Source organism: Pedobacter duraquae (genome assembly GCF_004362245.1).
GTDB classification, from domain to species: domain Bacteria; phylum Bacteroidota; class Bacteroidia; order Sphingobacteriales; family Sphingobacteriaceae; genus Pedobacter; species Pedobacter duraquae.
Genome location: NZ_SNWM01000003.1, coordinates 868,852 through 881,408, shown reverse-complemented (window position 1 = coordinate 881,408; position 12,557 = coordinate 868,852). Strand labels below are relative to the sequence as shown.

The 12,557-nt window shown below is 39.4% G+C and carries 11 protein-coding genes; 10 read left to right on the top strand and 1 reads right to left on the bottom strand.

Going from position 1 to position 12,557, the window contains the following annotated elements; genetic code table 11:
- Nucleotides 1-563: 563 nt before the first annotated feature.
- Nucleotides 564-1,385 (bottom strand): hypothetical protein, encoded by an 822-nt coding sequence (locus CLV32_RS15525; protein WP_133557104.1) that lies wholly within the window; start codon nt 1,383-1,385, stop codon nt 564-566.
- 339 nt (nt 1,386-1,724) lie between these two features.
- Between CLV32_RS15525 and CLV32_RS15520 the strand changes: the two genes are divergently transcribed.
- The 10 genes from CLV32_RS15520 to CLV32_RS15475 all read left to right on the top strand — a co-directional run bounded on the left by CLV32_RS15520 (nt 1,725) and on the right by CLV32_RS15475 (nt 12,500).
- Nucleotides 1,725-2,654, top strand: coding sequence for an outer membrane protein assembly factor BamD (locus tag CLV32_RS15520; RefSeq protein ID WP_133557102.1), 930 nt, complete (start codon nt 1,725-1,727; stop codon nt 2,652-2,654).
- Complete coding sequence (locus CLV32_RS15515) at nt 2,654-2,980, top strand: DNA-directed RNA polymerase subunit omega (RefSeq protein WP_090559230.1); 327 nt, start codon at nt 2,654-2,656, stop codon at nt 2,978-2,980. The genes CLV32_RS15520 and CLV32_RS15515 overlap by 1 nt, the downstream gene beginning before the upstream one ends.
- A gap of 42 nt (nt 2,981-3,022) precedes the next feature.
- On the top strand, nt 3,023-4,216 hold the full coding sequence (coaBC, locus tag CLV32_RS15510; RefSeq protein ID WP_133557198.1) for a bifunctional phosphopantothenoylcysteine decarboxylase/phosphopantothenate--cysteine ligase CoaBC: 1,194 nt from the start codon (nt 3,023-3,025) through the stop codon (nt 4,214-4,216).
- Nucleotides 4,213-5,115 (top strand): type IX secretion system protein PorD, encoded by a 903-nt coding sequence (porD, locus tag CLV32_RS15505; RefSeq protein ID WP_133557100.1) that lies wholly within the window; start codon nt 4,213-4,215, stop codon nt 5,113-5,115. The genes coaBC and porD overlap by 4 nt, the downstream gene beginning before the upstream one ends.
- A gap of 97 nt (nt 5,116-5,212) precedes the next feature.
- Complete coding sequence (locus tag CLV32_RS15500; RefSeq protein WP_133557098.1) at nt 5,213-5,590, top strand: BlaI/MecI/CopY family transcriptional regulator; 378 nt, start codon at nt 5,213-5,215, stop codon at nt 5,588-5,590.
- Between the two features lie 10 nt (nt 5,591-5,600).
- A complete protein-coding gene (locus tag CLV32_RS15495; RefSeq protein ID WP_133557096.1) occupies nt 5,601-7,409 on the top strand; it encodes a M56 family metallopeptidase in 1,809 nt (602 codons plus the stop codon).
- Nucleotides 7,410-7,507: 98 nt separating this feature from the next.
- A complete protein-coding gene (gene recN / locus CLV32_RS15490; RefSeq protein ID WP_133557094.1) occupies nt 7,508-9,172 on the top strand; it encodes a DNA repair protein RecN in 1,665 nt (554 codons plus the stop codon).
- 75 nt (nt 9,173-9,247) lie between these two features.
- The gene (locus CLV32_RS15485; RefSeq protein ID WP_133557092.1) at nt 9,248-10,072 is read left to right on the top strand and encodes an enoyl-ACP reductase FabI; all 825 of its coding nucleotides are present in this window, start codon (nt 9,248-9,250) and stop codon (nt 10,070-10,072) included.
- 82 nt (nt 10,073-10,154) lie between these two features.
- A complete protein-coding gene (locus tag CLV32_RS15480; RefSeq protein ID WP_133557090.1) occupies nt 10,155-11,381 on the top strand; it encodes a carboxypeptidase-like regulatory domain-containing protein in 1,227 nt (408 codons plus the stop codon).
- Nucleotides 11,382-11,426: 45 nt separating this feature from the next.
- A complete protein-coding gene (locus CLV32_RS15475; protein ID WP_133557088.1) occupies nt 11,427-12,500 on the top strand; it encodes a PA0069 family radical SAM protein in 1,074 nt (357 codons plus the stop codon).
- Nucleotides 12,501-12,557: the final 57 nt, after the last annotated feature.

The window sequence follows — 12,557 nt, the reverse complement described above, 5'->3', positions numbered from 1 at the left end:
GTAGGAATCTTTTTTGTTTCTGCAAATCTTTTTTGATTTTTATTTTCAGTGTTTAAAACACCCAGCATCAACTTTTTCTACCCTTATTTCAAATCAACCTCGCTTATCAAACCGCATTCCCCTTGCTCCCAAGCGGGATGCAAAAGTAGGAAAATATTCCCGCCCACCAAACTTATTGTTAACCTTTCCATAACATAAAACCCTAATGCCCTGTCTCTCAAACAAAAGAAATTTGAATTATTTTAAACAAAGATTGTTATCAATACGTTTAACAGCCCCAATTGATCTAATAAGAAGTTTTGTGCGACGTTTACGATTGATTTATAATCAAAAATTTAAAGCTAAACTTGGAAGAATCCAGCAAAACGTTCTAATCCGCTCGCATCAACTAAATTTGAATAGACAGATCATGAAAAATCAATCTACCTATATATATACTACAATAACGCATTTTGCATTATCGATTGATCATGTAGTATTATAATGGATATACAATTTTAACTAGTTACCGTCAATCTAAAACAAAATAAGGTATCATTTTATTTGTTAACTCCACTTACCGTTTAAAAACCAGCATGTCCACCAGCCCAGGTTGTGATTATTTTGATACTTTCACTTCCATCCGCATAGGCGATTCTGACAGACTCAGTCAGGGTTTCCGAAAAGGTACCATCATTGAAACCAGCATGGATAAGTACTGAGGGCGAAAAATCCGGTTTATTCAGCATAACAAATATTCCATTGTCCTCTTTATAATAGTGTAGACCTAAGCCAATCACACATACGGTACCTGGCACTACCTCAACCAAAAAATCCTGAACCTGCAATGGTAAATCATTCCGCTTAACTAAAAGCGATCGCATTTCCATTCTACGGTAATGTCCACCGGCCAAATCAAACTGCAACGGCAGGACTTGAAGTTTGCAATGCGTAGCTCCATCAGGAAACTTTAGGTTTTCAGCAATGTTCAAATCAGAAATCCCTACAGTTAACTGATTTTCACGAAGTGTAACGGAAGGCAAAGGCCATAAATTTTCCTTGAGAGCAGAGTCTGCATTTAAATCGATTCCGTTCAAGCGGCTAAAATAGTTGTTCGAAAAATTAAAGACCCCAGTTTGCTTATCGTAGCACTGTTGGAAAACAGCCATCATCTCCTTGTTTAGCCTATTCATTAAACCGGAATCCTGCTGCCCTAAAGATTGCAGATTGGCTCTCAATAGTCCAGCAAAGGATACAACCTTTCCAAAAAAGTTCGCACTTCTTTTAGTTGCTTCAGTCTGCTTTACATCCTTAACCCTTATAGAGCCAATTACCCCCTTTTTAGTTAACCTTAATGTGATCGGCCCTATTGCTCCAATCAAATATTTTCCTTTATACCTTGCCATGTCAATTGTTCTACATTCCTATTTATTTAGTAATGAGATATCTATAGCAATAATCATGCTTAAATTAAATACATGCCACATATCTCATTGTTTTAACACCAGATAAACCCTGACTCCTCTATTTTATTGATTTTGGTAGTATGATTGTACTGTCACTGTGGACTTATGGTGGACTCAGGCAAATTTTGGCGCATCCATTTCCATCTTATCCAACATCCCATAAGGTCGGCAGAAATTGTTAAATTATGTTAATCACTTTAAACCTTCATCACCTTTCGATAGCTTAGCGGTCGATTATTTTTAATTGACGTTATCGTATTATTAACTTATCTTTGCACAATGTTTAAAATTAAACACTTATCTATACTACTATTAACTGTTCTGGCATTGAGCATTGCCGGATGTAAGAGCAGGTTTGAAAAAATCAGGCTGAGCAATGATACAGCCAAGAAATACCAGGAGGCGATTAGACTTTATAATACCAAAAGTTATTCAAAAGCCCTCGTTTTGTTTGAAGATTTATCTCAAAAATATAGGGGAAGAGCTGGCGCTGAAGATCTGAACTATTACTATGCCTATACTTTATATAGGTTAGGCGATTATACTACAGCGCGTTTTCAATTTAAAAACTTTGCTGATATCTATCCTACAAGTAAAAATGCAGAAGAATGCAGGTATATGTATGCTTATTGTTTTTACCTGGATTCGCCAAACTTTAGTTTGGACCAGGACAATACATACAAGGCAATTGACGCAATGCAACTCTTCATCAACTTATACCCGAAAAGTGATCGCGTAGCGCAGGCTACACAATATATTACCACATTACGTGCAAAGCTGGAAGATAAAGCATTTACAAATGCCAAACTTTATTATCAGATGGGTGATTACGCTATCGAAAATTATAAAGCTTCAGTTATTGCATTGAAAAATACTGAGATTGACTACCCGGATATTAAATATGCTGAGGATATTGACTTACTGATCGTAAAATCACAATATCTGTATGCTAAAAATAGTTATGAAAATCACCAGGAAGACCGTTATAACGAAGCTATTGGTTACGCCAATGAGTTTCTGGAAGCGCACCCTGAAAGCAAATTAGCCCCTGAGGTTAAGAGCCTGAAAAGCGACAGTGAAGCTGGTATTGTAAGCGCAAAACGTGTATTGGCTGATATGGCCGCACAGAATGCAAAATACAAAGCCATCCTGGATAAACAAGCTAAGAAAGACAGTACAGCAAATACGATTAAAACCCCCACCAAATAATGAATACGAACAAACCCGCTATACCGAATACTACGGTTACCAGAAACGTTAACGATCTGGATCAGAAAACTGAAAACATTTATGAGTCTTTAGTAATCATTTCTAAAAGGGCTAACCAGATTTCCAACAACATGAAAGAAGAACTTCATGGTAAATTAGCAGAGTTTGCCTCTTCTAATGATAACCTGGAAGAGATCTTTGAAAACAGAGAACAAATCGAGATCAGCAAGCACTATGAGCGCATGCCGAAACCATCATTGATTGCAATAGATGAGTTCTTAAATGATAAAGTTTACCACAGAAATCCGGCGAAAGATCCACAATAATCAAGCACAGTAATTAAACTGCAACAGATTGCATTAATGACCATGCTTAAAAACAAGAACATTATTCTTGGCGTTTGCGGCAGTATAGCTGCCTATAAATCGGCCATTCTGGTCAGATTGTTAGTGAAAGCTGGCGCAAACGTTAAAGTTATCCTTACCGCGGATGCAGCTAATTTCATCACTCCGCTTACCCTTGCCACACTATCTAAAAACCCCGTTTACACCAGGTACTTCGAAGAAGAAACGGGTGTATGGAGTAACCATGTAGAGCTAGCACTTTGGGCAGATTATATTTTAATTGCTCCGGCAAGTGCTAATACTTTAGCTAAAATGGCCAATGGCAGTTGCGATAATCTGCTTACTGCGGTCTACCTATCGGCAAAATGTCCCGTGCTTTTCGCACCTGCCATGGATCTTGATATGTGGAAGCACGAAAGCACACAGCATAACATTCAACAGTTACAGGATTTCGGCAATATCCTTATTGCGCCGAACAGCGGAGAACTTGCCAGCGGATTAGTTGGTGCTGGCCGTTTGGCCGAACCCGAAGAAATCGTCGAGTTCCTGGAAGCAACAATTAAAAAAGATCTTCCTTTGCTCAATATAAACGTTTTGATTACTGCCGGTCCAACGTTTGAGGCTATAGATCCTGTTCGTTTTATAGGCAATAGGTCTTCGGGTAAGATGGGCTTTGCTATCGCCGATCGAATGTATAATCTGGGGGCAAATGTAACCTTGGTGGCTGGCCCAACACATGAGGTTTGTAGTACAGGGATCAATCGGATTAATGTAATGAGCGCTGAAGATATGCATCAGGCCTGCATTGCAAACTTCCAAGAAGCTCTTATCACCATTATGAGTGCAGCTGTGGCAGATTATACGCCGGTGCACGTTGCTAAACAAAAGATCAAAAAATCAGATACTGATCTAAGCATTGCACTAAAACGCACTACAGACATCCTTGCTGACCTCGGCAGTAAAAAACGACCTGGACAACTGCTCATTGGCTTTGCCCTGGAGACTGAAAATGAAGAAGAAAATGCCGTAAGCAAATTAAAACGAAAGCATCTCGACCTTATAGTATTAAATTCACTCAATGATCCTGGCGCAGGATTTCAGGGAGATACCAATAAAATCACTATATTTAATCAACAACTTCAGAAAAAGACTTTCGATACAAAGTCAAAAGCTGAAGTAGCAATTGATATATGTCAGGAAATTTTAGGCTTGTTATGAGAATTAGGTTTATCATATGTTTCTTAAGCTTTTTATTTGGGTCAATCGGCGCATCTGGTCAGGAGTTAAATGCACGCGTGCAATTGCTTGCTCCAACTGTCCCAAATGTCAACAAGCGTAACCTTGAATTATTACAAACGACCATCAGAGACTTCCTGAATAACAATAAGTGGACTACGGAAACTTATCTGCAACAAGAACGCATTGAGTGTAATTTTGTAATCACCATCACTGCCTGGGATGGAGGATCGGGCTATAAGGCCGAAGCGCAGATCCAGTCCAGCAGACCTGTATACGGAACAGCTTATAACAGTACTTTATTAAATCTGAATGATAAAGATTTTGACTTCAATTATAATGACGGTCAGCCTATAGACTATTCCGATCAAAACTTCATTACCAACCTTAGCTCACTCCTAGCCTATTATGCCTATACGATTGTAGGCCTGGATAAGGATAGCTTTGCTAGAATGGGCGGCACTCAATCCTATATTAAGGCACAGAACACACTTAATATTGCCCAAACTGCAGGAAATTCCGGATGGAGAGCAGTGGACGGACTCCGCAATAGATACTGGTTAAATGAAAACCTCTTAAATAAAAGTTTTGAAAGATTAAGAATCTTTATTTATGACTATCATTCCGGAGGGCTGGATCATTTTCAGGAAAATGGTGTCGATGCTGCAAAAAGATTACTCGCTGCCCTTCCTGATCTTAAACAGATGGACAAGCAAAAGCTTGGTTCAATTTTTCCAAACATGTATTTTGCCAGCAAAGCTGAGGAAGTAGCCAATATTTTCGCAACTGCCGATCCTCAGTCTCGAATCAAAGCATACAATTTATTGGTGGATATCGATCCCGCTAACATCAATAAATATGAATCTTTAAGAAAGCAGTAATTACCTTCTTTCAAGTCATCTAAATTTTTCTCAAAAATAATTTTGTTTATACGAATAGATTCGTACATTTGAATACGAAACAATTCGTACAACATAAATGACTACATCATCAACACCAAAACCTACGGAAAGTGAATTAGAGATTCTCCAGATTTTATGGGAGAAAGGCGACTGTACAGTACGTGATGTACACGAAGTTCTGGAGCGCAATAAAAATGCGGGTTACACTACAACACTGAAACTAATGCAGATTATGCTGGAAAAGGGTTTGGTAGAAAGAGATGCCTCTGCCAAAACGCATATCTACAAGGCGGTAGCCAGTCAACAGAAGACCCAACAACATCTGGTCAATAAAATGATCGATAATGTATTTAATGGTTCTGCTGCAAGATTGGTAATGCAGGCGCTTGGCAATCACCAAGCCAGTAAAGACGAGCTGGATGCGATTAAAAAATATTTAGATGAACTAAGTTAACAACCGCAATATGGAACCACTATTAAATAATATGATCAAAGCTTTTGGATGGAGTATTTTTCATTCGTTGTGGCAGGGAGCAATTGTATATGGCTTATTATTTACAGCCATTATGTTTATCCCAAGATTTACGGCTCAAACTAAGCATAATATGGCTTTTGGATCAATTTGCCTGACATTCCTGAGCTTTTGTATCACCTTTTGGACTACTTTCGAAATGCCCGGCTCAACGTCAGGTAAAGTGGATCAACATCCGGTTAGTTTGATTTTCAACAACTACGCCCCCTCTCTTACGGAAAGAATTGGAGAACAGGCAGAACGGTTTTTCCCCATTCTTGTTACACTATATGGAATTGGCCTAATAATGCAGATCGTAATTTTATTGAATGGCTATAGCAAACTAAATGCATTAAAAAAGTCTGCAAAGACTGCCGTCCCTATAAGTTGGATGGATATATTTAACAGCACCAAGGCGCGACTGCATATTAGAAAGAAAGTAAGTTTTTTTCTTTCGGATCAGGTCAATGTGCCATTGGTACTTGGCTTTCTAAAGCCTGTAGTACTTTTTCCTGTAGCACTGGCAAATAACTTGGATTTAAATCAGGTAGAGGCAATTCTAATTCACGAATTATCACATATCAGAAGAAACGACTATCTACTAAATCTAGTAAAAACTGCGATCGAGACTATCCTTTTCTTTAACCCTTTTATCTGGTTGAGTGGCAGATTCATTCAGATTGAACGCGAGCATGCCTGTGACGACTTAGTTGTTGCAATTACGGGCACCCCCGTAACCTACGCACATGCTTTATTAAAACTAGAACTATTACAGGAAAAAAGTAGTCCTGCATTGGCACTTGCTGCCACGGGAAAACATCAATATTTATATCAACGTATTAAAAGAATCACGAACATGAAAGCAAACTACATGAATGTAAGGCAACAAATTCTATTGATTACAGTTACCTTTTCAACGATCATTTCTTTGGCATGGATTAACCCAGACCAAAGTAAAGCAGCAGTAAAGACTTTAGTAGCAAATGTTGTCAAAAAAATAGACGTTTTTGAATCACACCCAACGGTCGAGAAACAAAATGTACCCGTTGCGGACCGAAAAGCGCAACCTATACTATCCGACACGACTAAGAAGAAAGCTAAGATCAAAATCACCATTGAAGATCCAAAGGGTGTGCAGACTACCTATAATTCAATCGAGGAAATCCCAGATAGTCTAAAAATAACCAGCATTGGCGGCAAAGGGTTTATTCTTCAAGGGAAAAGTCTTTTAGGGCCTGATTTTAAAGGAATTCGCGATACTGCATTTCTTACAGGCCTGTCAATAGACAGCAAAAAGCTTCTGAAGGAATTAAACATGCCAGAATTGCAGATCAAGGCCCGGGCAATGGGGCTGGAAATGGGCAAAACCGCGGAAGCCTTTGCCAAAAAGTTCAATACTCCCGAGGAGAAGGCAAAATGGGTAAAGCTACGTGCAGAGCTTCAAAAAAATAACGAAGCATTTATTAAAAAATTTAATTCGCCAGAAGAAAAAGCACGTTTGTCAGAACTGTTCCGAAATTTACCAGGTACTAAAACAGAAAGCTTATTCAGTATTATCGATGGAACTCCAATAACTATGTCAGCTCTAAATTCAGTATTGATCGATTCAAATAAGAACGCAATCATAAAGTTGAAAGGAAAAAGCTATGATGACGAACTGAAGCTCGTGATGACCCCTGAATATCAGGAGCTTCGTAAAAAGTTCCAAGCTGAAGTAGAGGAACTCAGAAAGAAAAAGGGACTTGGTAGCACTAAAAAGTAATATGCAGATAGGAGATCAGGCAGGGCAAACGTTCTGCCTTTTTTGTGCATAAAGAATAAACATGCATTGTGGAACTTTTGTTAATTTAGCACTGTATTATGCTACAAAAACTTTCCATCCACAACTACGCCCTAATAGACAGTGTTGAGCTTGAGCTCGACAAAGGATTGAACATCATTACCGGCGAAACAGGTGCAGGTAAATCCATTATGCTGGGTGCCTTATCGCTCATCTTAGGACAGCGTGCAGAAACCAGATATTTTTTCAACCAGGAAAAAAAGTGCGTAATTGAAGGCATTTTTCAACTGACAGGCGACAAGCTTAAAGGAATCTTTGAAGCGCATGATCTTGATTTTCATCAGGAAAGTATCCTTCGCAGGGAAATTGCCATCGACGGCAAATCAAGAGCGTTTATCAACGATACACCAGTTACCCTCTCTGTGATGAAATTGATCGGAGAGCAGTTGATAGACATTCATTCGCAACATGCAACGCTGGAAGTAAGTGATTCTGGATTTCAATTATCAGTTATCGATACGATTGCAAGTCATGATTCAGCCTTATCAACCTATAGAAACGAATTTTCAACTTACAGAAAACACATACGTGAACTCACGGCATTGGAAACCGCAGCAGTAGAAGCAAGATCCAAACAAGATTACGAGCAGTTTCTCTTCAATGAACTTGAAGCGGCAAATTTATCCGCGGGAGAGCAAGAAAGTCTGGAAGAAGAACTTTCAACGCTGACACATGCTGAACAGATCAAACGGAGTTTAAATATAAGCTATGGAATGATCAGTGAGTCTGAAACTGCGCTCATTCCAATGTTGAAGGAAGTGGTAAATCAAATACAGAGTATAGAACAATTCAATGGTTCCTACCTTGATCTCGCCGGTCGATTACGTTCAACGCTTATAGAATTAAAAGATATCGCCGAAGAAACAGTGGCACTTGAAGAGCATGTGGTATACAGCCCGGCTAAAATTGATGAAGTACAGGCCCGACTGGACCTGATTTATGGTTTACAGCAAAAGCATCGCGTCACTACTGTGGAAGAACTGATCACCATTCAATCGAGCTTGTCTGATAACCTCGCCGGGATCCTTTCGGGTGATAATACTATAGAAAAGCTGAAGGGAATCATCAAAAAAAGCAAAGACCTTTTAGAAGTTACGGCAACTAAATTATCTGCTAACCGCAGCAAGGCGATTAACATAGCTAGCAAACAGGTAGACGCGATCCTCACACAGGTTGGTATGCCAAACGCCAGAGTAAGCTTTCACCAAGAAAAACTCGCAGAATTCAATAAAGATGGCCACGACCAGATCGCCCTTTTATTTTCGGCTAATGCAGGTCAGGCGCCCGCACCAGTTGGTAAAATCGCTTCTGGCGGGGAATTGTCTCGACTCATGCTAGCGATAAAATCTATTATGGCAAAACATACTGCACTCCCTACCCTGATCTTTGACGAAATTGACACTGGAATTTCAGGTGAGACGGCTTTACGGGTTGGTGAAGTGATCAGCAATCTCGAAAAAAATATGCAGGTAGTATGTATCACCCATCTGCCTCAGATTGCTGCTCAGGGTGAAGCGCATTATTTCGTCTATAAGAATGAGGCAAATAAGCGCACTACAACAGGCATTAGAAGGCTTACAAATGATGAGCGCATTGACGCTATTGCTGAAATGTTGAGTGGTAAAAATCCTGCGGCATCGGCATTGGACAATGCCAGAGATCTTTTAGGTTATAAAAATCATTAAGCCAGTCTTGTCAAAAGAAAAAATTACTAACTTCGTTTGTTAAGTCAGGCTTAACAACAAACAAAAAGTAAAACTATGTATAACTTATTAAAAGGTAAACGGGGCATCATTACCGGTGCATTGGATGAAAATTCTATTGCTTGGAAAGTAGCTGAAAAAGCACACGAAGAAGGTGCAACATTTGTTTTAACAAACGCACCCATCGCGATGCGTATGGGTGAGATCAATGTGCTTGCTCAAAAAACAGGATCACAAATTATCCCTGCTGACGCGACAAATGTTGATGAACTGACCAATTTGTTTACCCAAGCTCAGGAAATTCTGGGCGGAAAGATAGATTTCGTACTACACTCTATTGGTATGAGTGTTAATATCCGTAAAAAAATTCCTTATACAGAATCGAATTACGACTACTTTATGAAAGGCATTGATGTGTCTGCCTTATCTCTGCATAAAATGCTTGCTGTAGCTAAGAAAATGGATGCTATTGCCGAAGGTGGTAGCGTTGTAGCTTTAACTTACATGGCTGCACAAAGAACCTATCCTTTCTACACCGATATGGCTGATATCAAAGCAATGCTTGAATCGATCGCAAGAAGTTTCGGATATCACTACGGCATTGAAAAACGCGTCCGCATCAACACGGTATCACAATCACCTACCAAAACTACTGCCGGTACAGGTATTAAAGGCTTTGGTGATTTTTACGATTTTGCAAATTCTATCGCACCTCTTGGTAATGCAGATGCAGAATCTTGTGCCGATTACTGTGTTACTTTGTTCTCCGATCTTACACGTATGGTAACTATGCAGAATCTGTTCCATGATGGTGGATATTCTTCTACCGGAGTAAGTAATGAGGTAATGGAAAGACTAGGTATCGAAAGCAAATCGGAATAATCAAATGTTAAAAATGTTAAAAAAGCCCGTATGGGCTTTTTTTTATTATTAATAAAACTAATAGATTAGTTATATTGGCTCTATGATTCATAAGTTATTTCTGTTTTGTTTGCTTATCGGACTTGCTCTGCAAACCGACGCTCAAACTTTTTCGATCAGTGGTACGGTAAAAGACAAACAAGGTGTTTTGCCTGGGGCTAGCATTTATCTAAGTAATTATAAGAATGCAACGTCAACAAACTCCGATGGCAAGTTTGTTCTAAACAACCTTAAAGCTGGCAATTATGATGTATTGGTGCAGATGATGGGCTATCTGCCGTTTACGAGAAATGTAATCATATCCGACAAATCTGTTAATATTGACATCATCCTTAAGGATAACACCATTCTGCTCAATGAAGTTGTTATCCGTACAGACCCCAACCGTGAGCGCTACCTAAACATGTTTAAGGAATTCTTCATTGGAAAAACACCAAATGCGGAGAAATGCAAAATTCTTAACCCCGCGGTACTGAACATTGATTATGACGACGAAGCGCGAACTTTGACTGTCAAATCAAACGATTTCCTGGTTATAGAGAATAAAGCGTTGGGATATAAGCTCAGGTATATGTTACAGTTTTTTGAATATAACTATAAAACGCGCATTGTATACTATGCTGGTTTGCCAACATTTGAAGATTTGAAAGGTTCCAAATCTAAAATGAGAGGATGGGTGAAGAATAGAGAAACGGCTTATTATGGTTCCAGTCAGCAATTCTTTAAATCACTGTATGCAGGCACAACCAAGGAAGATGGTTTCATCATCAATAAAATGATCAAAATCCCCAATGAACAACGCCCTGCTGATAGCATCATCAACAAAAACATTAAACGTCTGACTAAATCCGTAAAAACTGTTATTCGTATCGGGTCTGCAGAAAACGATTCTTTGATGTATTGGAGCAAAGTGAGAGACATGCCAAAAAATATTAGTATCCTCAACCGCGCAGATGTGTTGACAGATACATTGGTTCGTCAGGAATATAAGAACCTGAAGACGATGAACTTTAAAGATCAACTATATGTAATATATACCAAAGAGCGAGAATCTGTAGAATATACCAACATGTCAGGTCACTCAGTGAGTCGGCCCCTTGATGTTCCCAACTATGAAATATCGATCATCAATATGTTAGAGGGCCCACTACACTTCTACGAAAACGGCGGCATTTATGAACCAAGATCCATCCTTTATGAAGGATACTGGGCTTACGAGAAGATTGCCGATATGGTGCCGATGGACTATATTCCCATAACTAAAAAATAAAAGACATTGGCTTCATTTTGCTATTATTTTTAGTAATTTTAGAAGATGAAAACAGATGAGCAACAAGACTCAACTTATTTTAAAGGCCGGGGTGCCCAGCTCAACCCGCACAATCATTTTCAGAAAGATAGCTATGTCAAAGAACATACAGAGGGGATAGATGATTGGGAGGAATCTGACCCTAAAACCAGTTTTATCTTCGGAGAGTCACGTTCTATTGTCAACAAAGTTGACAGTCCGGATGTCGGTATGGCTTATTCTTTAAACCCCTACCAGGGCTGTGAACACGGCTGTACCTATTGTTATGCCAGAAACGCACACGAATATTGGGGCTTTAGTGCCGGACTAGATTTCGAGCGTAAAATCATCGTTAAAAAAGACGCACCTGAATTATTCAAAAAGTTTCTTCATAGAAAAGGTTGGGACGCCTCCGTCATTTCCCTATCAGGAAATACAGATTGTTATCAACCTGCAGAAAGAAAGTTCAGACTAACACGCCAGTTACTAGAAATCGCCCTTGAATATAAGCAGCCTATTGGCATAATTACAAAGAATGCATTGATTCTCCGTGATCTTGATATTTTATCTGAGCTGGCAAAGCACAAGTTGATCAGTGTGTATGTGTCTATCAATAGTTTGAATGAAGACCTCCGTCTCAAGATGGAGCCGAGGACAACCACAGCCAAACAACGCCTAAAAATTATCGAACAACTAAGTAGTGCAGGAATTCCTGTGGGAGTAATGGTTGCGCCAACTGTTCCCGGTCTGAGTGACCATGAGATTCCACAGATTCTTAAAACGATTGCTCAATGTGGCGCTATTAGCGCTGGATACACGGTTGTGAGACTTAATGGCGCCATAGGCCCAATTTTTAAGGATTGGTTGATAAAAAACTATCCTGATAGATTTGAAAAAGTGTGGCATATGATCCAGTCCTGCCATGGCGGGCAGGTTAATGACAGTCGTTTTGGTGAACGCATGCGGGGAGGTGGAAACATTGCCGACATGATCCGGGATACATTCAGGCTGCATTGCCGCCTCAACAAATTAAATACCACCGTAGTTGAACTTGACGCCACGCAATTTCGTATACCTGGTTCTCAATTGAATTTGTTTTAAATTTTGACCATAAAAAAACCCGCTACTGCTAGCGGGTTTTATTTATCAGTCAGCATG

Excerpts from the sequence above, each read along its gene's own strand:
- CLV32_RS15475 (WP_133557088.1), top strand. The coding sequence starts at position 11,427 with ATGAAAACAGATGAGCAACAAGACTCAACTTATTTTAAAGGCCGGGGT.
- CLV32_RS15480 (WP_133557090.1), top strand. The coding sequence starts at position 10,155 with ATGATTCATAAGTTATTTCTGTTTTGTTTGCTTATCGGACTTGCTCTG.
- CLV32_RS15500 (WP_133557098.1), top strand. The coding sequence starts at position 5,213 with ATGACTACATCATCAACACCAAAACCTACGGAAAGTGAATTAGAGATT.
- CLV32_RS15515 (WP_090559230.1), top strand. The coding sequence starts at position 2,654 with ATGAATACGAACAAACCCGCTATACCGAATACTACGGTTACCAGAAAC.
- coaBC (WP_133557198.1), top strand. The coding sequence starts at position 3,023 with ATGCTTAAAAACAAGAACATTATTCTTGGCGTTTGCGGCAGTATAGCT.
- CLV32_RS15520 (WP_133557102.1), top strand. The coding sequence starts at position 1,725 with ATGTTTAAAATTAAACACTTATCTATACTACTATTAACTGTTCTGGCA.
- porD (WP_133557100.1), top strand. The coding sequence starts at position 4,213 with ATGAGAATTAGGTTTATCATATGTTTCTTAAGCTTTTTATTTGGGTCA.
- CLV32_RS15525 (WP_133557104.1), bottom strand. The coding sequence starts at position 1,385 with ATGGCAAGGTATAAAGGAAAATATTTGATTGGAGCAATAGGGCCGATC.
- recN (WP_133557094.1), top strand. The coding sequence starts at position 7,508 with ATGCTACAAAAACTTTCCATCCACAACTACGCCCTAATAGACAGTGTT.
- CLV32_RS15485 (WP_133557092.1), top strand. The coding sequence starts at position 9,248 with ATGTATAACTTATTAAAAGGTAAACGGGGCATCATTACCGGTGCATTG.
- CLV32_RS15495 (WP_133557096.1), top strand. The coding sequence starts at position 5,601 with ATGGAACCACTATTAAATAATATGATCAAAGCTTTTGGATGGAGTATT.